The organism is Streptomyces sp. NPDC058401 (genome assembly GCF_042722885.1).
GTDB lineage: Bacteria > Actinomycetota > Actinomycetes > Streptomycetales > Streptomycetaceae > Streptomyces.
The window spans coordinates 1-23,454 of record NZ_JBHXKA010000127.1 but is presented as its reverse complement, the minus strand read 5'-3'; the positions used below and the strand labels follow the sequence as shown (position 1 = coordinate 23,454).

Here is a 23,454-nt window from a genome sequence, read left to right as displayed (position 1 = left end):
GTTCGCGTACTGGGCGTACGTGGTCGCCTCGGCAGTGCGGCCAGGCGCGGCACCAGACGCCGCGGGCCCGGCAAGATCCGAAAGAGACGGCCTAGGCGGGAAACGCGTACCAGCGGCGGTGGACGTACGGCTCGACGCACAGGACCGCGGCGCCCGCCACGGCTCCCACCAGGAGCGAGGTCCAGCCGCCCCCGGCGGCGAGCGCACCGGCGCAGGCGACGGCCACGACCAGCGGCCGGACCAGGCAGAGCGGGCCGAGTCCGAGGACCATGGCGAGGGTGCTCGCCCGGTACGGCAGGGCCGCGTAGGAGGCGAGCGAGAGCCCGACGGCGAGGGCGTAGACGCCGAGCGGGGCGAGGAAGCCGGTCCCGCCGTCGGCGAGGGTCCCGTACGCCCGGTCGGGGTCCCCGGCGAACAGCAGGACGGCGCCGGCCGTGAGGGCGGGGGCGAGCAGCAGGACGGTGCCGACCGACAGCCCGCGCAGGGCCGCACGGACGACGGCACGCTGCTTGCGGATCCGGGCGTCGTGGCCGGCGTAGGCACGGAAGCCGCTGAACCCCGCGTCGACGAGGCCGAGGGCGGCGAGCGGCAGGACCGGGTTCACTGCGCGGTACCGGCTCCGGCGGCTTCGTGCCCCGACGGCCGGCCGCGGGTCAGGTGCTCCGCGCCGACGAGGCGGCGGGAGTCCCTGCCGAGGGCCTGGCGCAGCGGGTCCTCCAGGTAGGGGCGGACCCCGATGATCGGGCGCAGGGTCGTGCAGAAGGGGTTGGACAGGGCCCGGGGTTCGTAGATCAGCGGCCGGATGCCCGGTACGGTCGCGGCGCGCAGCAGGGTTTCGTCCGAGTGGGCGCGCCGGGCGGAGACGACCCCGTCGTGGCGGCCGAGCGGATGGCGCATGCGGGTGCGGTGGAACATCCAGGCGCCCAGGGGTGCGAGGCGGGTGGCGGCGATGTCGAAGTGGCAGAAGGCGAGGGCCGGGGAGTCGGCCTGGGCCTCGAAGAACTCCGCGAGCGCGGGGCCGCGGAAGTGGTGCAGCACTCCGGTGGAGACGTAGACGGTGGCGACCTCCGGCAGGTCGAAGGCGTTGCCGTGGACGAAGCGGCAGTCGAGCCCCTCGGCGCGGGCCAGCCGGTCGGCCTCGGCGACGAGCGCGGCGTCGAGGTCGACGCCGATCAGCTCGACGTTCGGGCCCAGGGCGCCGGTGGAAGCCAGCCAGCGGACGAGGTAGCCGAGCCCGGAGCCGACGTCGACCAGGCGGAACCGGCCGCGGCGGCCCGCGATGTCCCGGATGGCCTCGAACAGCGGGTCCAGTATGTGCACCAGCCGTTCCCCGACGCGCAGCTCCTCGCTGAGCCGTTGCAGCTCGGTGTGGATGCCGATCATCAGCCGGTCCACGGCGAGCGGGTCGAGCACGTCGTCGGGGCCGGCCGGCAGGCCGGCGACGATCCGGGCCGCGTGCGGATCCCCGGCCTCGTCGAGCCGGCGGACCACATCACCGCGGTGCACCGGCAGTCGCGCCCCGCTGAGCGGATCGGTGACGGTGATCAGGTCGGATATCTCAAGGTGGGGCACGCCCGCAACTTTATCCCCCGCGGGCCGGTCAGCCGCAGGTCAGCCCCATTGTTCGAGGCCGAGCTTGACCACCAGGGCTCCGACGACCGTCAGGAGGACCCCGCGGACGAAGCCGCTGCCCTTCTTCAGTGCCATCCGGGCACCGATCATGGCGCCGGCCAGGTTGAACACGGCCATCAGTGCCGCCAGTTGCCAGAGCACCATGCCCTGGTAGGCGAACATGGCGAGCGCTCCGGCGTTGGTGCACACGTTGACGATCTTCGCGGTGGCGGAGGCCGTGACCAGGTCGAGGTGGAGGAGGGCCGTCAGCGCCAGGACCAGGAAGGTGCCGGTGCCGGGGCCGATGAGCCCGTCGTAGAAGCCGATGCCGAGCCCGGCCAGGGCGATGGTGAGCAGGACGCGTCGGCGGCTGACGGGGGCGGCTCCGGGAGCGACGCCGAAGCCGGGGCGGAAGAGGACGAAGCCCGCGACGACCACCAGGACCACCATGATCAACGGGCGCAGCGCGTCCTTGCTGATGCCCCCGGCCAGGGCGGCTCCGCCCATCGAGCCGGCGAGCGCCGCCAGCCCGATGCGGACGGCGAGCTTCACGTCCACCGGGGTCTTGCGCAGGTACGACACGGCCGCGCCCGAGGTTCCGACGATGGCCACGGCCTTGTTGGTGCCGAGGACGGTGGCGGGGTGGGCGTTCGGCAGGCCGAGGAGCAGGGCCGGCAGGAGCAGCAGGCCGCCGCCGCCCACGACGGCGTCGATCCAGCCGGCCGCGGCGGCGGCCACGCACAGCACGATGATCATGGTTGTCGATATGTCAGGCACGGCCCGACCTTATGGAGAGGTTGGGTGCAGCGGCCATCAATCCCCGGAAACTTGCGCAAAGGTTGAGCTTCGCCCGGCCGGAGCCCGGTCCGGAGCCGCCGGAGCCGCCGGATCCACCGCCACCGTCAGCACACTCGCGGTCAGCACACTGGCCAGCCCCAGCCCAGCCGCAACCCGCCTGCCCGACGGCACGGACCCGAGCACGGCGAGCACCACCCGCACCGGCGAGGTACGAGGCCTACGATGCCGGGCCACGACCACGGGCACACCCGGCGGCCCCACCGGCCGCTCCGGCACACAAGCCCCGGGGCCGGGGCCGGGGCCGGGCGCAGCAAAATCCAGCCCGTCCGGCGTTTGAGGACCGGGGTCCGGGGCGGAGCCCCGGCTGGGGGTCCCCCCGGACGAAGTCTGGGGGATGGGCGAAGGGCGGGTAGGGGACGAGCCCCGCGCAGCGGCAAGGGACACGGGCAGGGCAACGTGCAACGGGTGACGCACGGGGCGGCGACCTCTCGGGGCCTCGGGGCGGAAACGGAAGCGGCACGGAAGCGGACAGGCACGGAAGCGGCAGCGGCAGCGGCCAACCAGGGCCGGGCTCAAAGCCCAAAGCACTCGGCGTGGATCCGCCCAGCCGGCACCCCCGCCCGCAGCAGCGCGGACTGGGTGGCGTCCGCCATCCCGGGCGGCCCGCACAGGTACACGTCGTGCTCGGTCAGCTCCGGGACCAGCGCGGCCAGCGCCTGCGGAGCCAGCGGGTCGAAGGCGGCGCCCGACGGCCCGAGCAGGTAGTGCAGCCCGGCCTGCCGTTCGGCGGCGATGGCCTCCAGTTCGGAGCGCAGGACGAGGTGCTCCTCGGCGCCCGCCCGGTAGAGCAGGGTGATGTCTCCCGGCCCGCCGGGCAGGGTCTCGAACAGCGCCCGCATCGGGGTGATCCCGACGCCTCCGGCGATCAGCAGCACCTTGGTCCGCGTCCGCCGTGCCGCGGTGAGCGCCCCGAAGGGCCCGGTGGCCAGCACCCGGGTGCCGGGACGCAGCCGCCGGATCCGCCGGGAGTGGCCGCCCAGCGCCTTCACGGTGATGCGCAGGGTGTCCCCGCGGACCGGCGCCGACAGCGAGAACGGCAGCGCGGTGTGCCACAGCCTGCGCTGGAGGAACCGCCAGCGCAGGAACTGCCCCGGTTCCGCTCGCAGTTCCGCGAGGTGTTCCCCGTAGACGAGGACGGAGACCACCCCGGGCCCTTCCACCCGGACCTCGGCGACGCGCAGCGCGTGCCGCAGGGCCTGGCGTACGGGGACCACGGCGCGGTACCAGACCAGCAGGACGGCGACCACGGCGTGGGCGAGGGCCCAGAACCAGGTGACGAGGGCCAGGTCGGGCCCGGCGAGCTGGTGGCCGAAGGCGAGGGCGGCGGCGAGGTACACCAGGAGGTGGATCCCGCGCCAGGTTTCGTGGCTGACCCGGCGGCGTACGGAGCGGGCGGAGGTGATGCCGACGGCGGCCAGGAGGACGGTCCCGGCCGCCGCGGCGGCCAGTGCCGGGTAGCCGAGCAGCTCCCGGACCGCCGACAGCACGTCGACCCCCTCGTGCACGGCGTAGCCGCAGAGCGCGAAGGCCGCGTGCCCGAAGCAGAGCAGCAGGACGTGGCGGCCGCCCAGCGCGTGCCAGCGGGCGAGCCGGGCCGCGCCCACCCCGTGTTCGACGGCGGGGACCCGGGCCATGAGGAACAGCAGGACGAGCACCCCGTACCCGGCGAGCAGGCCGGACAGGTGCGCGGCGGTCGCGAACAGCGCGTCCAGCCGGGCCGAGGGCCGCACCTGGGCGGCCCACAGCAGGGCGACGGTCCCCGCCCCGCCGAGCATCCCGCCCTTGACCCGGACCGCCATGTCTCGCTCTCGCATACGGCCACGCTACGGGCGGTCCTGCCTGCTCCCCGGCCCTCCCGGTGATCCTTAAGGCGGCCTTGAGGAAGGCCTCACGGACGCTTAACCCGCGCGCTGAGGTCGAGGTTCCGTCAGGGAAACAACGGCGATGCCGTGGGGAAACAGCGGCCGCGCACTCTCGTGTCATGACCTCGGAACAGCAACGCGTGGTGGTGATCGGCGGCGGCCTCGCGGGCCTGCGGCTCGCCGCCCGGCTGGGCGGGGACGTGCGCGTCCTCGGCGAGGAGGAGCACGTCCCGTACAACCGGGTCCTCCTCGCGGAGGTTCTGGCCGGCCGGTACGCGCCGGAGGTGACGGCCCTCCCGGCCCCCGGCCCGGCGCTGCGCCGCGGCGTGCGGGCGGTACGGATCGACCGGGCGGAGCGGATGGTGCACTGCGACGACGGCACGGTCGAGCGGTACGGCACCCTCGTCCTGGCCACGGGGTCGAACCCGGTCCTCCCTCCCCTGCGCGGCCTGTTCGAACCCGAGGGCCGGGAACTCCCCGCCGGGGTCCACGCGTTCCGCACCATGGACGACTGCCTGGCCCTGTCGGCGGCCGTACGTCCCGGCGTGCGCGCGGTGGTGATCGGCGGCGGCCTCCTCGGCGTCTCGGCGGCCCGCGCCCTGGCGGAGCGGGGCGCGCAGGTGGTCCTCGCCCAGCAGGGCGAACGCCTGATGGAACGCCAACTGGACGCGGAAGCCTCGGAGCTCCTGCACGCACACCTGACCACCCTCGGCGTGGAGATCCACACGGAATGCCGAGTCCGCGGCCTCTCCACGACACCTGCGGCTCCGCTCCCGGGGCTCCGCCCCGGACCCCGCGCCTCAAACGCCGGCGGGGCTGAAATTGCCCTGCGGGCAACCCACCCGCAACTCTCCGGCGGCGCCGGCCAAAATCCAGCCCCTCCCGGGGGTCCCCCCGGACGGAGTCTGGGGGAGTTTGAGGAGCGGGTCCGGGCAGCGCCCGGAACGCCCCGCAGGGCCGCCGCTCCCGAAGCCACCCCGGGCCGGAGCCCAAGGAGCACCCCCGCCCCAACCCCCCGCCGGGTCACCGGCGTGGAACTCGCCGACGGCTACCGTCTGGAGGCGGACCTCGTCGTCCTCGCCTGCGGCGTGAGGCCCCGCACGGGCCTCGCCCTGGCCGCCGGCCTGGACGTCCGCAAGGGCATCCTCGTCGACGACGAGCTCCGCACCAGCGACCCCCGCATCCACGCCGTCGGCGACTGCGCCGAGCACGCGGGCCGGGTGTACGGCCTGGCCGGGCCCGCCCTCGAACAGGCCGACGCCCTCGCCGGAGTGCTCCTCGGCACCGGCCGGGGGCTCACCGCGGACCCCGCATACAGCGGCACCCGCGCCCTGACCCGCCTCACCCTCACCGCCGGCGGCGACCGGCCCCTCGATCTCGCCGCCTTCGGCGAGACCACCCCGCTCCCCGGCGACGACGTGGTCCGGCTCGCCGACGCCACCCGCCGCACCTACCGCAAGGTCGTCATCCGCGGCGACCGACTCGTCGGCGGGGTCCTGCTCGGCGAACTCTCCACCGTGGGCGCCCTCGCCCGCAGCTGGGAGGACGGCGCGTCCCTCACCGACCGGCACGGTCTCTCCGACCTGCACCACCTGCTCACCGACGACGGAGGCTCCTGATCATGGCCGCAGCCACGCCCCATCCCGCCCCGGCCACCTCCCCCGCCCAAGCCACCCCCACCGCAATCGCCACCGCCACCGGGACCCGGCCCGCCCTCCTGCTCGTCGGTCACGGCATGGTCGGCCAGCGCTACCTGGAGGCCCTCGCCGAACTCGGCGCCACCGCCACGCACCGGATCACCGTGCTCTGCGAGGAGCCGCGGCCCGCCTACGACCGCGTGCACCTGACCTCGTACTTCTCCGGCAGCACCCCCGAGGACCTCTCCCTCACCCCCGCCTCCTTCATGGCGGAGCACGGGATCACCCTGCACCTCGACGACCCCGCCGAGAGCATCGACCGGGGGGCCCGGACCGTCACCTCCCGCTCGGGGCAGGTGTTCCCGTACGACGTGCTCGTGCTCGCGACCGGCAGCTACCCCTTCGTGCCGCCCGTCCCCGGCAAGGACGCCCCGGGCTGTTTCGTCTACCGCACCATCGAGGACCTCCTCGCGATCGAGGAGTACGCCAAGACCCGGACCACCGGCGCCGTGGTCGGCGGCGGACTGCTCGGGCTGGAGGCCGCCGGCGCGCTCAAGGGCCTCGGACTGGCCACCCGCGTCGTGGAGTTCGCGCCCCGGCTGATGCCCGTCCAGGTCGACGAGGGCGGCGGCGCGGCCCTGCTCCGCACCATCGAGAACATGGGGCTCACCGTCCACACGGGCGTCGGCACCCAGGAGGTCCTGACCGGCGAGGACGGCTCGGTCAGCGGCATGAAGCTGTCCGACGGCTCCAGCGTCGACACCGACCTGGTCGTCTTCTCCGCCGGGGTCCGCCCCCGCGACCAGCTCGCCCGCGCGAGCGGCCTGACCGTCGGCGAACGCGGCGGCATTTCCGTCGACGCCCACTGCCGCACCTCCGACCCGCACGTCTACGCCATCGGCGAGTGCGCGCTCGCCTCCGACGGCCGCGTCTACGGCCTGGTCGCCCCCGGCTACGAGATGGCGGAGACGGCCGCCGCGGACCTGCTGGGCCGCGAGAAGGAGTTCACCGGCGCCGATCTCTCCACCAAGCTCAAGCTCCTCGGCGTGGACGTGGCCTCCTTCGGCGACGCCCACGGCGCCACCGCCGGCAGCCTCGACGTGGTCTACTCCGACTCCCGCTCCGGCGTCTACAAGAAGGTGGTCGTCTCCGCCGAAGGTGTCCTGCTCGGCGGCGTCCTGGTCGGCGACGCCGACTCCTACGGCCTGCTGCGCCCGCTCACCGGCTCCGTGCCGCCCGTCGCCCCCGAGCAGCTGGTGCTGCCCGCCGGCGCCGGCGCACCCGTCGCGCTGGGCCCGGCCTCGCTCCCGGACGGCGCGGTGATCTGCTCCTGCCACAACGTCACCAAGAAGGCGATCACCGCCCATACGACGGTCCCCGAGGTCAAGAAGTGCACCAAGGCGGGCACCGGCTGCGGGAGCTGCCTCAAGGTGATCGGCCAGCTGATGCCGCCGGCCGCCGACAAGGGGCTCTGCGACTGCTTCCCCTTCACCCGCGCCGAGCTCTACGAGATCGTCCGCACCCTGCGCGTGACCTCGTACGAGAAGCTCCTCGACAGCCACGGCCGCGAGGAGGCCCGCGGCGGTGAGGGCTGCGAGGTCTGCAAGCCCACCGTCGGTTCGATCATCGCCTCGCTCGCCCCCACCCTCGGCGCGAGCGGCTACGTCCTGGACGGGGAGCAGGCCGCCCTCCAGGACACCAACGACCACTTCCTCGCCAACCTGCAGCGCAACGGCTCGTACTCGGTCGTCCCGCGCATCCCGGGCGGCGAGATCACCCCCGACAAGCTCATCGTGATCGGCGAGGTGGCCCGCGACTTCGGCCTCTACACGAAGATCACCGGCGGGCAGCGCATCGACCTCTTCGGCGCCGCCATCGACCAGCTCCCCCTCATCTGGGCCCGGCTCGTCGAGGCCGGATTCGAGTCCGGGCACGCGTACGGCAAGGCCCTGCGGACGGTGAAGTCCTGCGTGGGCCAGACCTGGTGCCGCTACGGGGTCCAGGACTCCGTACGGATGGCCATCGACCTGGAGCTGCGCTACCGGGGCCTGCGCGCCCCGCACAAGCTCAAGTCGGCGGTCTCCGGCTGCGCCCGCGAGTGCGCGGAGGCGCAGAGCAAGGACTTCGGGATCATCGCGACGGCGAGCGGCTGGAACCTCTACGTCGGCGGCAACGGCGGGGCCACCCCGCGCCACGCCGACCTCCTCGCCCAGGACCTGTCCGACGCCGAACTGGTCCGGCTCATCGACCGGTTCCTCATGTTCTACATCCGCACCGCCGACCGGCTGGAGCGGACCTCCACCTGGCTGGACCGGCTGGAGGGCGGCCTCGACCACCTGCGGGACGTGATCGTGCGCGACTCGCTCGGGCTGTGCGCGGAGCTGGAGTCGCTGATGGCCGACCACGTGGCGCACTACCGCGACGAATGGGCCGAGACCCTCGACGACCCGGAGCGGCTGCGCCGGTTCGTGTCCTTCGTCAACGCCCCCGGCGCACCCGACCCGAGCGTGAAGTTCGTCCCCGAACGCGGACAGGTCAAGCCCGACCTGACCGTCCTGACCCTGGAGCCCCTGGGAGGCACCCGATGACCGTGGAACTGCAGGTGGCGGAGGGATGGCTCACCGTGTGCGAGCTGTCGACGCTGATCCCCGGGCGCGGGGTGGCGGCGCTGCTGCCCGACGGGAGCCAGGCCGCCGTGTTCGTCGACCGCGCGGGACGCCCGTACGCCATCGGCAACCGGGACCCCTTCACCGGGGCGCAGGTGCTCTCGCGCGGGCTGGTCGGCTCGGCCGCGGGACGGCTCTTCGTGGCCTCGCCGCTGCTCAAGCAGCGCTTCGACCTGGAGTCGGGGCACTGCCTGGACGACGAGGAGGTGGCGGTCCGTACGTATCCGGTGCGGACCGCCGCGACCTCGGTCTGAGGTTCGGCCGGATCAGCCCTGGATCATCGACGGGTCCATCCACATGATCTCCCAGGTGTGGCCGTCGAGGTCGTCGAAGGCGCGGCCGTACATGACCCCGTGGTCCTGGGCGGGACGGGGCTCGGTGGCGCCCGCCGCCAGGGCCCCGTCGACGAGCTCGTCGACGGCGCCGCGGCTCTCGGCGCTCAGACACAGCAGCACCTCGGAGGTCTTGGTCGCGTCCGCGATGTCCTTGTGGGTGAAGTCCTTGTACCGGGCCTCGGTCAGGAACATGGCCACGATCGAGTCCGTGATGGGCATCGAGGCGCAGTTCTCGTCGGTGAACTGGGCGTTGTAGCTGTAGCCGAGCTTGCTCCAGAAGGTCTTGGTGGCCTCAAGGTCCTTGACCGGCAGGTTGACGAAGATCATGGTGGAGGACATCGGGGTCTCTCTTCTCTCGGCGTGTTCCGTTGCTTTCGAGAGATAGACCGGAGCCCTCCGGGAAACTCATCGCTCCCCGCAAAACTTTTTCGAGAATCCTCGAACCCGCAGGTCAGATGCTCATCGAGCGCAGCTGCAGGGCCGCCAGCGGTACGAAGCCCAGCCCGTCGGAGCTCTCCAGGGAGGCGTCGGCGCCGGCCAGCCGCTTGTGCAGGGTCAGTGCGATCCGCTCGCCCTGCGCCTTGGCCCGCTCGGCGTTCGGCCCCCGGTGCAGTCCGTCGATCGTGGCCCGCCACAGCTGCACCCAGCGGCCGAAGTCCTCGGCGGTCATCGCGCGGGCCGACTGGAGGGCCGCGTGCGGGGCGAAGGCGTTGCGCCGGTAGTCGGCGCTGCGGAAGAGGGACCGCTCCCAGAAGTCGGTGATCCGGGGCAGGTGCACGTCGAGGTCGGTACCGGCGATCTCGGTGAAGAAGGGCCCGATCCGCGGATCCGCGAAGGCCGCCGTGTAGAAGCGGCGCAGCACGACGTCGAGGTCGGCGCGGCCCGTGATGTCGGTGACGGCGGCGGAGTGGTTCATCACTCCACCATGCTCCCGCACCCGCCGCCTCCCCAGGGCAGAAAGTCCCGCATTCGACGTCTCTGGGATGCCGGCCGGATTCCGGGAAATCCCCCGGGAGCCCCGGGCCGGATTGACCTCGCCCCGGTCGCTCCCGCGTCATATGGAATTGACGTCACGTCAACTCTGCGGTCCTAAGTTCCTCGACGCGTGCGTGACTCCCCGCCCGACCGGGCGCGGAGCCCCTCCTCCACAGGAGAGACCGTGGAACGTCGTACCTTCCTTCGCGGGGCCGTCATCGGCTCCTCCGCCGCCGCCTTCGGCGGCACGCTGATGCACGGCGCGGCCTACGCGGCCCCCGCCCAGCCCGGCGCCGGACCCTACGGGGCGCTCGGCGCCGCCGACGCCAACGGCATCATGCTGCCCGCGGGCTTCAGCAGCCGGGTGATAGCGCGCTCCGGCCAGACGGTCCCCGGCACCTCGTACGCCTGGCACAGCGCCCCCGACGGCGGTGCCTGCTTCGCCGACGGCACGGGCTGGATCTACGTGTCGAACTCGGAGATCAACCCCTCGGGCGGGGCGAGCGCGGTCAGGTTCAACTCCTCCGGCACCGTCACAGGCGCCTACCGGATCCTCTCCGGCACCCGCCAGAACTGCGCGGGCGGCAAGACCCCGTGGAACACCTGGCTGTCCTGCGAGGAGGTCAGCCTCGGCTACGTCTACGAGACCGACCCCTACGGCGTGAACGCGGCCGTGCGGCGCGCCGCGATGGGCCGCTTCAAGCACGAGGCCGCCGCCGCCGACCCGGTGCGCAAGGTCGTCTACCTGACCGAGGACGAGACCGACGGCTGCTTCTACCGCTTCATCCCCACCACCTGGGGCAACCTCTCCTCCGGCACCCTCCAGGTCCTCAAGGCGGGCACGGCCGCCTCCGGCTCCTTCACCTGGGCCAACGTCCCCGACCCGGACGGCTCGCCGACCACCACGCGCACCCAGGTCTCGGGCTCGAAGAAGTTCAACGGCGGCGAGGGCTGCCACTACGCCAACGACACGGTGTGGTTCACGACCAAGGGCGACAACCGGGTCTGGCAGCTCAACCTGGCGAACAGCACCTACGAGCTGGCCTACGACGACTCCCTGGTCCCCGGCGGCAACGCCCCCCTGGCGGGCGTCGACAACGTCACGGGATCCTCGTACGGCGACCTGTACATCGCCGAGGACGGCGGCAACCTGGAGATCTGCGTGATCACCCCGGACGACGTGGTCGCCCCCTTCCTCCGGGTCACCGGCCAGTCCTCCTCGGAGATCACCGGCCCGGCCTTCTCCCCCGCCGGCAACCGCCTCTACTTCAGCAGCCAGCGCGGCACGAGCGGCAGCTCGACGGCCGGCATCACCTACGAGGTCACGGGCCCCTTCCGCACCTGACCGGGAAAAAACCAGCCCCGCCGGCATGCCGTGCGGCACGCAGATCACCACCGGCCGGGGCCACATCCAGCCCCGCCCGGGGGCACCTCCCAGCGGTAGCTGGGGGAGTTTGAGGCGCGGGGGTCCGGGGGCGGAGCCCCTGGCAACGGCGCCGCACGGCACCACCAGCCACACCGCACCCCGGCGGGGCCGGAACCCCCCGGGGCGCGGCCGCTCACGACATCACGGCCCCACCCTTGAGCAGCGCCGCACCCAGCGGCGTCACCGTGTGCAGCACGGCGTTGCCGTGGCGCAGCGTGGTGACCAGCCCGGCCTCCCGCATCACCCCCGCGTGCTGGCTCGCGGAGGCCAGCGAGACCCCGGCCCGGCGTGCCAGCTCGCTCGTCGTGGCCCCGTCGCCGATCGCCTCGAGCACCACCGACCGGGTGTGCCCGACGAGCTTGCCCAGGGTGTGCTGGCGGTGCCGGCGCCGCTCCTCGGCGGGGCGGGCCGCCTCGCCGCCGGCCTGCGCCGAGGAGAGCTCGGCCGCCGCCGGATACACCAGCACGGGCGCCAGCTCCGGATCGTGCAGGGTCACCGCCGTGCGCCGGCAGAAGAAGGAGGGCTGGAGGAGCAGCCCGCGCCCCCGCAGCCGTACGTCCCGGTCCACGGGGTAGTCGCACTCCAGCACCGGAGCCCGCCAGCGCAGCATCGGCGGCAGCGAGGCCAGCAGCTCGTCCGCTCCCCCGTCGAGCAGCGCCCGCCCCCGCGCGGCCCGCTCGGCCTCGATCTGTGCCTGGATGTGGCTCCAGTACGGCTCCACGGCCGCCCGGTGGTAGCCGCGCAGCTCCCCCAGCAGCCGGGGCAGGTGCGCGGTGTCCCCCTCCATGAAGTCCCGCAGCCGCCGGGGCACCAGCGACTCGGAGCCGCGCTGCGGGCCGCCGGAGGCCGCCGGCATCCCGAAGGCCGCGGCCATGCCGGAGCCGGCCTCCACGCCCCGGCCGAGGAGGGTGAGCTCGCGGCGCAGCCGCTCGGGGCGGATCCCGCGCAGTGCGTCGAGGCCCACGTCCCACCCGTACTGCCCCTCCGTTGGGGTCAGGAAATCGGGGAAATATCCGCGGCTCGGTATCAGCGCGCCGAGAAGTCGTGTTTCACCATTCAACCTGGTGCGTGTTTCCGCACGCCAATCGCCGAAGAGCCGGGTATCACGCCGGTCCCTTAAACGGTGAAAACTCAAGATGGTTTCCCACAACGCATCCGGACGACCTGCCATCCTTACGCGTGCGAGGTCCACTCCCGTGAAATGGATACGCAGCACCCGAACCCCCACCTGTGCAACCGCAATCCCCCCGCCCCTTGAGTATGCACGCCGTCACACGTGGTCACCATGGCCTTTCAGCCACAGTTGAAACCCCTTTCGGCGAAGGTGTGACAACCGAAATCCTGTACTCCGCCGGGCACACTCCGGCGCGACCGAAACGCTCCGCGAAGGCCGTGGGGGGCTTTGCGGGGCCTGGCGGTCGGTCGCACCGGGAAGCGCCGACGTGTCCGGCGGATTGGCGACAGGCGGTGGACGGGTGGGGATCCGTCCACCGCCTGTTGCCGTTAAGGCATCTTGAACAACATTGAACCAATACTGACCCCGGGAACGCGGCGGAACGCCGGGGAACGCCGCCCCGGAAGGCCGCGGAACGCCCGCGAACGCCGTAGGCGCCGTAGCGCCCCGGAGAACGGCGCAGAACCGCGGAGAACCGCGGAGAACGCCGGAAAAATAGACGCGCCTGCCTCCGGACGTCAGGGAACCCGGGGGCAGGCGCGGTAGATGGGGGCCCCGGCAGCGGGGCCCGGCGGGGTCAGCGGCTGTCGCTGCCCTTCGACTCGGCGGCGGCGCGGCCGGCCTCCAGGCGTGCGACCGGAATCCGGAACGGCGAGCAGGAGACGTAGTCCAGGCCGACCTCGTGGAAGAAGTGGACGGACTCGGGGTCGCCGCCGTGCTCTCCGCAGACGCCGAGCTTGAGGTCGGGGCGGGTGGCCCGGCCGGCCTCTACGGCGCTGCGGACCAGCGTGCCGACGCCGTCGCGGTCGATGGTCTCGAAGGGCGAGACCCCGAAGATGCCCTTCTCCAGGTAGGCGGTGAAGAAGCTGGCCTCGACGTCGTCGCGGGAGAAGCCCCACACGGTCTGGGTCAGGTCGTTCGTGCCGAAGGAGAAGAACTGCGCGGCCTCGGCGATCTGGCCGGCGGTGAGGGCGGCGCGGGGCAGCTCGATCATGGTGCCGATGGTCAGCTTGAGGTCGGTGCCGGTGGCGGCCTCGACCTCGGCGATGACCGTGTCGGCCTCGTCGCGGACGATCTCCAGCTCCTGGACGGTGCCGACGAGCGGGACCATGATCTCGGCGCGCGGGTCGCCCTTGGCGTTCTTGCGCTCGGCCGCGGCCTCGGCGATCGCCCGGACCTGCATCTTGAACAGGCCGGGGATGACCAGGCCGAGCCGGACGCCGCGCAGACCCAGCATCGGGTTCTGCTCGTGCAGCTTGTGCACGGCCTGGAGCAGGCGCAGGTCGTTCTCGTTGGCGTCCTTGCGGGACTCGGCGAGGGCGACGCGCACCGAGAGCTCGGTGATGTCGGGCAGGAACTCGTGCAGCGGCGGGTCGAGCAGGCGGACGGTGACGGGCAGCCCGTCCATCGCCTCGAACAGCTCGACGAAGTCCTTCTTCTGGAGCGGCAGGAGGGCACTGAGTGCCTCCTCGCGCTCGTCGTCGGTGTCCGCGAGGATCAGTCGCTCCACCAGTTCGCGGCGCTCGCCGAGGAACATGTGCTCGGTGCGGCACAGGCCGATGCCCTGGGCGCCGAAGCGGCGGGCGCGCAGCGCGTCCTCGGCGTTGTCGGCGTTGGCGCGCACGCGCAGGCGGCGGACGCGGTCCGCGTAGGCCATGATCCGGTGCACGGCGGCGACGAGCTCGTCGGCGTCGTCGGCGCCGGCGTGCATGCGGCCCTCGAAGTACTCGACGACCGGGGACGGTACGACGGGTACCTCGCCGAGGTAGACCTTGCCGGTGGAGCCGTCGATGGAGACGACGTCGCCCTCTTCGACGACCGTTCCGCCGACCGTCATGCGGCGGCGCTTGGTGTCGACCTCAAGGTCCTCGGCGCCGCAGACGCAGGTCTTGCCCATGCCGCGGGCGACGACGGCGGCGTGCGAGGTCTTGCCGCCGCGCGAGGTCAGGATGCCCTCGGAGGCGATCATGCCGTCCAGGTCGTCGGGGTTGGTCTCGCGGCGGATCAGGATGACCTTCTCGCCCGAGCGGGACCACTTGACGGCCGTGTAGGAGTCGAAGACGGCCTTGCCGACGGCCGCGCCCGGGGAGGCGGCGATGCCGCGGCCCAGCAGGGTCGGCCCCCCCTTGCCGCCGGCACTCTCGTCGAAGCGCGGGAACATCAGCTGCGCGAGCTGGGCGCCGTTGACGCGCTGGAGGGCCTCGGCCTCGTCGATGAGGCCCTGGTCCACGAGCTGGGTGGCGATGCGGAAGGCGGCGCCGGCGGTGCGCTTGCCGACGCGGGTCTGGAGCATCCACAGCTGGCCGCGCTCGATGGTGAACTCGATGTCGCAGAGATCCTTGTAGTGGTTCTCCAGCGTCGTCATGATCGTCATGAGCTGGTCGTACGAGACCTTGTCGATGGTCTCCAGGTCCGCGAGCGGCACGGTGTTGCGGATGCCCGCGACCACGTCCTCGCCCTGGGCGTTCTGGAGGTAGTCGCCGTAGACGCCCGCGTGGCCGGTGGCCGGGTCGCGGGTGAAGGCGACGCCGGTGCCCGAGTCGGGGCCGAGGTTGCCGAAGACCATGGAGCAGATGTTGACCGCGGTGCCCAGGTCGCTGGGGATGCGCTCCTGGCGGCGGTAGAGCTTGGCGCGGTCGGTGTTCCAGGAGTTGAAGACCGCTTCGACGGCGAGGTCGAGCTGCTCGCGGGCGTCCTGCGGGAACTCGCGGCCGGCCTGCTTGGCGACGATCTTCTTGAAGCGGGTGACCAGCTTCTTGAGGTCGGCGGCGTCGAGGTCGGTGTCGACGGTGACCTTCTTGGCGGCCTTGGCCTCGTCGAGGGCTTCCTCGAAGAGCTCGCCGTCCACGTCGAGGACGGTCTTGCCGAACATCTGGATCAGGCGGCGGTACGAGTCCCACGCGAAGCGCTCGTTGCCGGCCTGGGTGGCGAGACCGGCGACGGACTCGTCGGAGAGGCCGATGTTGAGGACCGTGTCCATCATGCCCGGCATGGAGAACTTGGCGCCGGAGCGCACGGAGACCAGCAGCGGGTCGTCCGACTGGCCGAGCTTCTTGCCCATCTTCGCCTCGAGGGCGGCGAGGTGCGCGCTGACCTCTTCGCGCAGGTCGGCCGGGGCCTCGCCGCTGTCGAGGTAGACCTTGCAGGCCTCGGTGGTGATGGTGAAGCCGGGAGGGACCGGCAGACCCAGGTTGGTCATCTCGGCGAGGTTGGCACCCTTGCCGCCGAGAAGGTCCTTGAGGTCGCGGTTGCCCTCCGTGAAGTCGTAGACGAACTTCTGATCTTTGTTTTCCGACACGGGTCTCGACTCCTCGAGGCTCGGTGGCTGCCCTGACGGCCAGGAACATACCCAGATCGAAGGCTTATGGGTACGTCCACTTGGCGGTCATGTGGCCGTAACCACCTGGGTGCCAGCCAATCGAATGTAACTGGTGAGTAGCCAAAACCTACGAAGACCCTTCAGGTCCCGAAGGGTGAGGTGCTCACCGAGGCTTGTTTCCGCTCCGATGAGCGATCATCGATACATTTGCGTTCAATACTTGAACGCACAAAGGGTGGCACCCAGTGCCACCCTTTGAAAGTCTTACCCGTGACCATTACGCTCATCTGAGCGAAACCTCACCCATGCGTGGCGTATGTCACGCCGTCGGTGGCACGTTTTGACACCCGATTCTCAGCCTCCGGACGTGTCCAGTTCGGCTTCCTCGCTCACGCCCGCGCAGTCGTACGGATCCTTCAACCAGCCCTCGGGCAGGACAACCCGGTTGTTTCCGGACGTACGTCCCCGCGGACCGTCCGCGCTGTCCGGCCAAGGCTGGTCCAGATCCAGCTCGCTCAGATGAGCGTCGAGCTCGGCCAGGGAGGAGGTGACGGCGAGCTTCTGCCGCATCTCCGAACCCACCGAGAAGCCCTTGGTGTACCAGGCCACGTGCTTACGGAAGTCGATCACCCCGCGGGCCTCGTCGCCGATCCACTCCCCCAGCAGCTGGGCGTGGCGCAGCATGGTCTGCCCGACCTCCCGCAGCGTGGGCTTGTGGAAGTCCTCCGGGCGCCCCTCGAAGGCCGCGACCAGGTCGTTGAACAGCCACGGCCGCCCCAGGCAGCCGCGTCCCACGACCACCCCGTCGCAGCCGGTCTCGCGGACCATCCGCAGCGCGTCCTCGGCGCACCAGATGTCGCCGTTGCCGAGCACCGGGATCTCCGGCACGTGCTCCTTGAGCCGCGCGATGGCGTCCCAGTCGGCCGTGCCGCCGTAGTGCTGGGCGGTGGTGCGGCCGTGCAGGGCTATGGCGGTGATGCCCTCCTCGACGGCGATCCGGCCGGCGTCCAGGTAGGTGAGGTGGTCGTCGTTGATGCCCTTGCGCATCTTCATCGTCACCGGCAGGTCGCCGGCGCCCGCGACGGCCTCGCGCAGGATCGCGCGCAGCAGGTTGCGCTTGTACGGGAGGGCCGAGCCGCCACCCTTGCGGGTGACCTTGGGCACCGGGCAGCCGAAGTTGAGGTCGATGTGGTCGGCGCGGTCCTCTTCGACGATCATCCGGACGGCCTTGCCGACCGTCGCGGGGTCGACTCCGTACAGCTGGATCGAGCGGGGCTTCTCGGTCTCGTCGAAGTGGATCAGCTGCATGGTCTTCTCGTTGCGCTCGACCAGGGCCCGGGTCGTGATCATCTCGCTCACGAACAGCCCCTTGCCGCCCGAGAACTCGCGGCACAGCGTACGGAACGGGGCATTGGTGATGCCGGCCATGGGCGCGAGCACCACCGGGGGCTGCACGGTGTGCGGGCCGATCGCGAGAGGCGGGGGGAGCGTGGTCATCCCCCCATTGTGGCTCAGCCGTGCCGTTGATCGCATGTCGTTAGTTAGGCGTACTATCGGCCCCATGGACGAGTTGACCCAGCGGCGGCGCCTGCTGATCCTGACGATCTGCTGCATGAGCCTGCTCATCGTCAGTCTCGACAACACCGTCCTGAACGTCGCCCTCCCCTCCATGCGCCGCGATCTGCACGCCTCCGTGGCCGGCATGCAGTGGACGATCGACGCGTACACGCTGGTCCTGGCCTCGCTGCTGATGCTGGCCGGCTCCACGGCGGACCGGATCGGCCGCCGCAAGGTCTTCACCGCCGGCGTCGTGCTCTTCACCGCCGGCTCGGTGCTCTGCTCGCTCGCGCCGAGCCTGGGCTGGCTGATCGCCTTCCGGATGATCCAGGCCGTGGGCGGCTCGATGCTCAACCCGGTCGCCATGTCGATCATCACCAACACCTTCACCGAGCCGAAGGAGCGCGCCCGCGCCATCGGCGTCTGGGGGGCGGTCGTCGGCATCTCCATGGCCGCCGGCCCGCTGATCGGCGGCCTGCTCGTGGACTCGGTCGGCTGGCGGTCCATCTTCTGGATCAACCTGCCCGTCGGCATCCTCGCCCTCGTCCTGACCCTGCGCTACATCCCGGAGTCCCGGGCCGACCACCCGCGCCGCCCGGACCCGGTCGGGCAGCTGCTGGTCATGGGGCTGCTCGGCTCGGTCACGTTCGGGATCATCGAGGCCCCCTCCGCCGGACTGGGCTCCCCGCTGATCCTGGGCTGCGCGGTCGTCGCCGTACTGTCCCTGACCGGGCTGCTGGCCTACGAGTCACGGCGGGCGGAGCCCCTGATCGACCCGCGGTTCTTCCGCAGCGCCCCCTTCAGCGGGGCCACGGTGATCGCGGTCAGCGCCTTCGCCGCACTGTCCGGGTTCCTGTTCCTGAACACCCTGTACCTCCAGGACGTACGGGGCCTCGACGCGCTGGACGCCGGCCTCTACATGCTGCCGATGGCGGTCTTCGCCTTCCTCTGCGCCCCCGTGTCGGGACGGCTCGTCGCCACCCGGGGACCGCGGCTCCCGCTGCTGGTCGCGGGCCTGACGATGGGGGCGAGCGGGCTGCTGTTCGCGGCCTTCTCGGCCGAGAGCTCGACGCCGATGCTGTTCTGCGGGTACGTGCTCTTCGGCATCGGGTTCGGCCTGGTGAACGCGCCGATCACCAACACCGCCGTCTCCGGGATGCCCCGCGCCCAGGCCGGCGTGGCCGCCGCGGTGGCCTCCACCAGCCGGCAGACCGGCGGGGCGCTGGGCGTGGCGATCGTGGGCGCCGTCCTGGCCGCCGGGATGGCCGGCGGGTCAGGTTCCGCCGCCGGGTTCGTGGCCGCGGCGCGGCCCGCCTGGTGGATCATCACGGTGTGCGGGCTGCTCGTGCTGTGCGTCGGCTTCGCCACCAGCGGCCGCTGGGCCCGGGAGACGGCCCTGCGCACGGCCCGCGCCCTGGAACCGCAGTCCGGGCCCGCGCGTACGGGCGCCGCACCGCGGCGCTGAGCCGGGGGCGGGCAGTCGGGCAGCCGGGCGGGGGCCTACTCGCCGCAGGCGAAGTCCTCGCTGTGGGAGTCGATCCGGTCCAGCAGGCCGCGCAGCGCTTCCTGGTCTTGGTCCGAGAGGCGGGCGAACAGTCCGATTTCCACGGCGTCGAGGGCCGCGTTCGTCTTCGCGAGGGCCGCGGTGCCCGCGTCGGTGATGGCGACGTTGTGGCGGCGGCGGTCGGCCGGGTCCCGGCGGCGTTCGACGAGCCCGTCGCCCTCCAGGTCGTTGAGGATCCCGACGAGCACGCTCGGATCCACCTCCAGCCGCTCGGCCAGCGCGCCCTGACCGATGGGCCCGGCGTCCAGGTGCGTGAGCGTCATCGCGTGGCGCGGGGTGAGCCCGGCGGCGCTGAGCGCCTTCTTCATGCGGGTCTGGGTGACCGATCCGTGCCAGGCCAGCAGCAGGCCCAGCCGCTGCGGCGGGTGCGTGGAGTCCTGAATCGCCGTCATGTCCACATCGTAACAACCGGGAAATGATTGCACACTGCCGATCGTTGATGGTATTCAATGATTCTACGTTGCCGATCGTTGGAGCCCCCCATGTTCATCGCCTATGCCGTCGTCGCCGGACTGCTCGCCCTCACCCTCGCCGCGTCCGCGACCTTCACGCTCCAGCGCAACCCCTCGATCACGGAGAGCATGACCAAGGTCGGGGTGCCCGACTCCTGGCTCCCCCGGCTGGCCGCCCTCAAGGCGGCCGGCGCGATCGGCCTGATCGCGGGCCTGTGGCTGCCCCCGCTGGGCATCGCCGCCGCCATCGGCGTGACCCTCTACTTCCTCGGCGCGATCGTCACCCACCTGCGCGCGAAGGACTACAACTTCGCCCCCGCGGCCGTCCTCGCCCTGGTCGCGATAGCCGCCCTGGTCCTGCGCGCGGCGGCCTGACGCGCCCTCCGCCACGGCCCGCCCCGGCCCCGCCCCGGCCTCCTGGACAGTTAGTCTTCGCGGAGATAGTCTGCGCGAAGAACATCTACCGGGAGGCCCGCCATGTGGGAGTACGAGCACAGCATCGAGACCACCGCCGCACCCGAGGCGGTCTGGGCCCTGTGGGCCGACGTCGAGAACTGGGGCACCTGGAACGCCGACATCGAGAAGATCGAGCTCCGGGGCCCCTTCGCGGCGGGCGCGGAGATCACCATGACCCCGGCCGGCCAGGACCCGGTGGAACTGCTCGTCGCCGAGGCCGCCGAGGGCGAGATGTTCGTCGACGAGGCGCGCTTCGCCGGGCTGGTCCTGCGGACCACCCACCGCATCGACCGGCTCGACCCGGCGCTCAGCCGGGTGGTGTACCGGATGGAGATCAGCGGCGAGGGCGCCGCCGAGGCGGGCCCGGAGATCGGCCCGGCCATCACGGCCGACTGGCCCGACACCATGGCCGCACTGGTCCGGACGGCCCAGGGCTGATGCCCCTGACCCCCGGCGAGAGTCCCGGCTTCCTGCTCTGGCACGCCACCCTGCGCTGGCAGCGGGGCATCGCCGCGGCGCTGGGGCCCCTGGGCCTGACCCACGTGCAGTTCGTCCTCCTCGCCTGCGCCTGGTGGCTCAACGAACACGGCGAGCACCCCAACCAGCAGGCGCTGGCGCGCCAGGCCGGCACCGACGTGAAGATGACCTCCCAGGTGGTGCGCACCCTGGAACAGAAGGGGCTCCTCGCCCGCGAGGTCGATCCCGCGGACACCCGCGCCAAGCGGCTGCGCGTCACCGCGGCCGGGGCCGAGCTGGCGCCGCGGGCGATCGCCGCCGTCGAAGGGGTCGACGAGGAGTTCTTCCGGCCCGTCGCACGCGAGGACGCGGTCACCCTGCTCGGCCGACTGGCCCACCCCGAGTCCTGACTCCGCCTTCCTCCTCCCCCACCCCCTCCCCCTCCCCCACCCAGCAGCCCCGTCCGCCTTGCGGGCGGGGCTTCCTCGCACGAACGAGTGACAGATATTGAAATCTGTCAGCCGTCATGTCATTCTCGTTCCATGACGACGAACCAGAGCACCTCCTCGAAGACCGGCACCTCCCCGAACCGCACCCTCGGCAGCACCGGACCGGGCGTCTTCCCGCTGGGGCTGGGCTGCATGGGGATGTCCGCCCTCTACGGCGAAGCCGACCGGGCGGAGTCCCTCGCCACCATCCACGCCGCCCTCGACGCCGGGGTCACCCTCCTGGACACCGGCGACTTCTACGGCATGGGGCACAACGAGCTCCTCATCAACGAAGCCCTGCGCACCGCCCCCGCCGCGGCCCGCGACAAGGCACTGACCAGCGTGAAGTTCGGCGCCCTGCGGACGGTCGAGGGCGGCTTCACCGGATACGACGGGCGGCCGGAGGCCGTCAAGAACTTCCTGGCCTATTCGCTCCAGCGGCTCGGCCGGGACCACATCGACGTCTACCGCATCGCCCGGGTGGACCCCGACGTCCCGATCGAGGAGACCGTCGGCGCGATCGCCGAGGCGGTCGCCGCCGGGCACGTCCGGCACATCGGGCTCTCCGAGGTCGGCGCGGACACGCTGCGCCGGGCCGCCGCCGTGGCTCCGATCTCCGACCTCCAGATCGAGTACTCGCTGATCTCGCGCGGCATCGAGGAGGAGATCCTGCCGACCGCCCGCGAGCTCGGCATCGGCATCACGGCGTACGGGGTGCTGTCCCGCGGCCTGATCAGCGGCCACTTCACCCGCGACCGGGCACTGGCCCCCGGCGACTTCCGCGGGATGAGCCCGCGCTTCCAGGGCGACAACCTCGACCGGAACCTCGACCTGGTCGACGCCCTGCGCAAGGTCGCCGACGAGAAGGGCGTCACCGTCGCCCAGACGGCCATCGCCTGGGTGCTCTCCCGGGGAGAGGACATCGTGCCCCTGGTCGGCGCCCGCAGCCGCGAGCGGCTCGGCGAGGCGCTGGGCGCCCTCCAGGTCGTCCTGACCCCCGCCGACCTCGCCGCCATCGAGGACGCCGTCCCGGCCGGTGCGGCCGCCGGCGAGCGGTACCCGGCAGCCCAGATGGCCCACCTGGACAGCGAGCACTGATCCGGCTGTACGGTCGTACTCATGCCCCCCTCAGCCGCCGAGCCCCTCACCCCCGAGCGCATCCTCGAGACCACCGAGGAGGTGCTGCGGCGCTTCGGCCCGACCAAGGCGACCGTGGTGGACGTGGCCCGCGCCCTGGGCGTCAGCCACGGCAGCGTGTACCGGCACTTCCCGTCGAAGGCCGCGCTGCGCGAGGCCGTCACGGAGCGCTGGCTCACCAAGAGCGTGGTGATGCTGGAGGAGATCGCCTCGGCCCCGGCCGAGCCCGCCCCCTCCAAGCTGGAGTCGTGGCTGGAGGCGCTGTTCGAGGCCAAGCGCCACAAGGCGGGTGACGACCCGGAGCTGTTCGCGACGTACATCGTGCTGCTCGGCGAGAGCAGCGGCGTGGTGGAGCGCCACATCACCGAGCTGATCGAGCAGCTCGCCCGCATCATCGGCGAGGGGGTCGCGGCGGGATCGCTCAGCGCGCCCGACGTACCGGCCTCCGCGCGTGCCGTGTTCGACGCCACCGGCCGCTTCCACGATCCGCAGTACGCGGCGGACTGGCTCGCGCCGACCATCACCGCCGACTTCGAGGCGGTCACCGCCCTGGTCATCCGGGGCCTGCGCGCCTGACGTGCGGAACCGGCCGGTCCGGACGGCTTGATCATCATTTTGGGCGCCGGGCCCTTGCCGCTCTCCCCCAGCGTTCCTACGTTCCCCTTACCGCACTTCATCAGGTCTGTTCCAGGGGGAACTTTGTCCGCTCAGGAAGTACCGGCAGCGCAGCCGGGCCCGCCGGCCCGGTCCGGAGCCGCTGCCGCCATCGGCTGGATCCTGACCATCGGGTTCAACGTGGTCGCGCCCATCCTCACGTACAACATGCTCACCGACCGGGGCTGGAGCGAGTTCGCGGCGCTGCTGGTCAGCGGCGTCTGGCCGGTGGTCGACTCCGCGATCCACCTCGCCTGGCGGCGCAAGATCGACGAGTTCGCCGTGGTCACCCTGGTCTTCCTGGTGATCACGGCCCTTGTGACGCTGATCGGCACGCACTCCGCCCGCGCCCTGCTGATCAAGGACTCGGGGGTGACCGGGCTGTTCGGGGCGCTCTGCATCGCGACGCTCTTCGCTCCCCGGCCGCTGATGTTCTACTTCGGCCGCAAGTTCGGGACCGACGGCACCAAGGAGGGCGTGGCCTACTTCAACGGGCTCTGGCAGTACCCCGACTTCCGCAAGGCGATGCGGCGGATGACCACCGTCTGGGGCGTCGCCTACCTGGTGGAAGCCTCGCTGCGGGTGGCGCTGGTGTACGCACTGAGCGTCGACACGATGGTCTGGGTCAGCCCCCTCCTGATCTACGGCTTCCTCCTCTCGCTGATCTTCTGGACCATCCGGTTCTCCAAGCGCACCCAGGCCGAGGGCGAGGCCAGGGGCCGCGCCGCGGCGGCGGCAGCAGCGGCGGGGGCCGGGGCGGGGGCCGGCAGTCCTGCGCCGGCGTGACCGGCCCGTGAGACGGCTGTGGCCCGGTGCGCATCGCGCAC

Annotated in this window: 21 protein-coding genes; 11 read left to right on the top strand and 10 right to left on the bottom strand. The window is 72.0% G+C overall.

Annotation, left to right across the window (positions count from 1 at the left end; translation table 11 throughout):
• Positions 1 to 91: 91 nt before the first annotated feature.
• The 4 genes from ACFWNV_RS32320 to ACFWNV_RS32305 all read right to left on the bottom strand — a co-directional run bounded on the left by ACFWNV_RS32320 (position 92) and on the right by ACFWNV_RS32305 (position 4,283).
• On the bottom strand, positions 92 to 604 hold the full coding sequence (locus tag ACFWNV_RS32320; RefSeq protein ID WP_383953939.1) for a hypothetical protein: 513 nt from the start codon (positions 602 to 604) through the stop codon (positions 92 to 94).
• On the bottom strand, positions 601 to 1,572 hold the full coding sequence (locus tag ACFWNV_RS32315) for a class I SAM-dependent methyltransferase (RefSeq protein WP_383953937.1): 972 nt from the start codon (positions 1,570 to 1,572) through the stop codon (positions 601 to 603). Before ACFWNV_RS32315 ends, ACFWNV_RS32320 begins: the two co-directional genes overlap by 4 nt.
• A gap of 39 nt (positions 1,573 to 1,611) precedes the next feature.
• Positions 1,612 to 2,388: a sulfite exporter TauE/SafE family protein gene (locus ACFWNV_RS32310; RefSeq protein ID WP_383953935.1), complete on the bottom strand. Its 777-nt coding sequence runs from the start codon at positions 2,386 to 2,388 to the stop codon at positions 1,612 to 1,614.
• A gap of 593 nt (positions 2,389 to 2,981) precedes the next feature.
• Positions 2,982 to 4,283, bottom strand: coding sequence for a ferric reductase-like transmembrane domain-containing protein (locus ACFWNV_RS32305; protein ID WP_383953933.1), 1,302 nt, complete (start codon positions 4,281 to 4,283; stop codon positions 2,982 to 2,984).
• 167 nt (positions 4,284 to 4,450) lie between these two features.
• On the opposite strand from ACFWNV_RS32305, the gene ACFWNV_RS32300 reads away from it, so the two are divergent.
• From ACFWNV_RS32300 to nirD, 3 genes are all read left to right on the top strand, one after another.
• Entirely contained in the window at positions 4,451 to 5,950 is a 1,500-nt protein-coding gene (locus ACFWNV_RS32300; protein ID WP_383953931.1) for an NAD(P)/FAD-dependent oxidoreductase, read from the top strand.
• A 116-nt stretch (positions 5,951 to 6,066) separates the two neighbouring features.
• Positions 6,067 to 8,556, top strand: coding sequence for a nitrite reductase large subunit NirB (gene nirB, locus ACFWNV_RS32295; RefSeq protein WP_383953941.1), 2,490 nt, complete (start codon positions 6,067 to 6,069; stop codon positions 8,554 to 8,556).
• A complete protein-coding gene (gene nirD, locus ACFWNV_RS32290; protein WP_383953929.1) occupies positions 8,553 to 8,888 on the top strand; it encodes a nitrite reductase small subunit NirD in 336 nt (111 codons plus the stop codon). The genes nirB and nirD overlap by 4 nt, the downstream gene beginning before the upstream one ends.
• Positions 8,889 to 8,900: 12 nt before the next feature.
• Here nirD and ACFWNV_RS32285 read toward each other — a convergent pair whose 3' ends face one another.
• Positions 8,901 to 9,308 carry a VOC family protein gene (locus tag ACFWNV_RS32285; protein ID WP_383953927.1) on the bottom strand — a complete coding sequence of 136 codons (408 nt, stop codon included), beginning with the start codon at positions 9,306 to 9,308 and terminating at the stop codon, positions 8,901 to 8,903.
• 112 nt (positions 9,309 to 9,420) lie between these two features.
• Positions 9,421 to 9,885: a group III truncated hemoglobin gene (locus ACFWNV_RS32280; protein ID WP_383953926.1), complete on the bottom strand. Its 465-nt coding sequence runs from the start codon at positions 9,883 to 9,885 to the stop codon at positions 9,421 to 9,423.
• Between the two features lie 243 nt (positions 9,886 to 10,128).
• On the opposite strand from ACFWNV_RS32280, the gene ACFWNV_RS32275 reads away from it, so the two are divergent.
• The gene (locus ACFWNV_RS32275) at positions 10,129 to 11,289 is read left to right on the top strand and encodes an alkaline phosphatase PhoX (RefSeq protein ID WP_383953924.1); all 1,161 of its coding nucleotides are present in this window, start codon (positions 10,129 to 10,131) and stop codon (positions 11,287 to 11,289) included.
• A gap of 214 nt (positions 11,290 to 11,503) precedes the next feature.
• Here the strand turns inward: ACFWNV_RS32275 and ACFWNV_RS32270 are convergent, their stop codons facing one another.
• The 3 genes from ACFWNV_RS32270 to dusB all read right to left on the bottom strand — a co-directional run bounded on the left by ACFWNV_RS32270 (position 11,504) and on the right by dusB (position 17,360).
• A complete protein-coding gene (locus ACFWNV_RS32270; protein WP_383953922.1) occupies positions 11,504 to 12,586 on the bottom strand; it encodes a helix-turn-helix domain-containing protein in 1,083 nt (360 codons plus the stop codon).
• 535 nt (positions 12,587 to 13,121) lie between these two features.
• Entirely contained in the window at positions 13,122 to 15,842 is a 2,721-nt protein-coding gene (gene ppdK, locus ACFWNV_RS32265) for a pyruvate, phosphate dikinase (protein WP_383953920.1), read from the bottom strand.
• Positions 15,843 to 16,217: 375 nt separating this feature from the next.
• On the bottom strand, positions 16,218 to 17,360 hold the full coding sequence (dusB, locus tag ACFWNV_RS32260) for a tRNA dihydrouridine synthase DusB (protein ID WP_250754282.1): 1,143 nt from the start codon (positions 17,358 to 17,360) through the stop codon (positions 16,218 to 16,220).
• Between the two features lie 64 nt (positions 17,361 to 17,424).
• Between dusB and ACFWNV_RS32255 the strand changes: the two genes are divergently transcribed.
• Positions 17,425 to 18,885 carry an MFS transporter gene (locus ACFWNV_RS32255; RefSeq protein WP_383953918.1) on the top strand — a complete coding sequence of 487 codons (1,461 nt, stop codon included), beginning with the start codon at positions 17,425 to 17,427 and terminating at the stop codon, positions 18,883 to 18,885.
• A gap of 35 nt (positions 18,886 to 18,920) precedes the next feature.
• Here the strand turns inward: ACFWNV_RS32255 and ACFWNV_RS32250 are convergent, their stop codons facing one another.
• Positions 18,921 to 19,376 carry a MarR family winged helix-turn-helix transcriptional regulator gene (locus ACFWNV_RS32250; RefSeq protein WP_383953916.1) on the bottom strand — a complete coding sequence of 152 codons (456 nt, stop codon included), beginning with the start codon at positions 19,374 to 19,376 and terminating at the stop codon, positions 18,921 to 18,923.
• Positions 19,377 to 19,466: 90 nt separating this feature from the next.
• Between ACFWNV_RS32250 and ACFWNV_RS32245 the strand changes: the two genes are divergently transcribed.
• From ACFWNV_RS32245 to ACFWNV_RS32220, 6 genes are all read left to right on the top strand, one after another.
• Entirely contained in the window at positions 19,467 to 19,811 is a 345-nt protein-coding gene (locus ACFWNV_RS32245; protein WP_383953914.1) for a DoxX family protein, read from the top strand.
• A gap of 102 nt (positions 19,812 to 19,913) precedes the next feature.
• Positions 19,914 to 20,330 carry an SRPBCC family protein gene (locus ACFWNV_RS32240; RefSeq protein ID WP_383953912.1) on the top strand — a complete coding sequence of 139 codons (417 nt, stop codon included), beginning with the start codon at positions 19,914 to 19,916 and terminating at the stop codon, positions 20,328 to 20,330.
• Complete coding sequence (locus ACFWNV_RS32235; RefSeq protein WP_383953910.1) at positions 20,330 to 20,758, top strand: MarR family winged helix-turn-helix transcriptional regulator; 429 nt, start codon at positions 20,330 to 20,332, stop codon at positions 20,756 to 20,758. The genes ACFWNV_RS32240 and ACFWNV_RS32235 overlap by 1 nt, the downstream gene beginning before the upstream one ends.
• A 132-nt stretch (positions 20,759 to 20,890) precedes the next feature.
• On the top strand, positions 20,891 to 21,934 hold the full coding sequence (locus tag ACFWNV_RS32230; protein WP_383953908.1) for an aldo/keto reductase: 1,044 nt from the start codon (positions 20,891 to 20,893) through the stop codon (positions 21,932 to 21,934).
• 21 nt (positions 21,935 to 21,955) lie between these two features.
• Positions 21,956 to 22,549 carry a TetR family transcriptional regulator gene (locus tag ACFWNV_RS32225; RefSeq protein ID WP_383953906.1) on the top strand — a complete coding sequence of 198 codons (594 nt, stop codon included), beginning with the start codon at positions 21,956 to 21,958 and terminating at the stop codon, positions 22,547 to 22,549.
• A 123-nt stretch (positions 22,550 to 22,672) separates the two neighbouring features.
• Positions 22,673 to 23,413 carry a VC0807 family protein gene (locus ACFWNV_RS32220; RefSeq protein WP_383953905.1) on the top strand — a complete coding sequence of 247 codons (741 nt, stop codon included), beginning with the start codon at positions 22,673 to 22,675 and terminating at the stop codon, positions 23,411 to 23,413.
• Positions 23,414 to 23,454 lie beyond the last annotated feature (41 nt).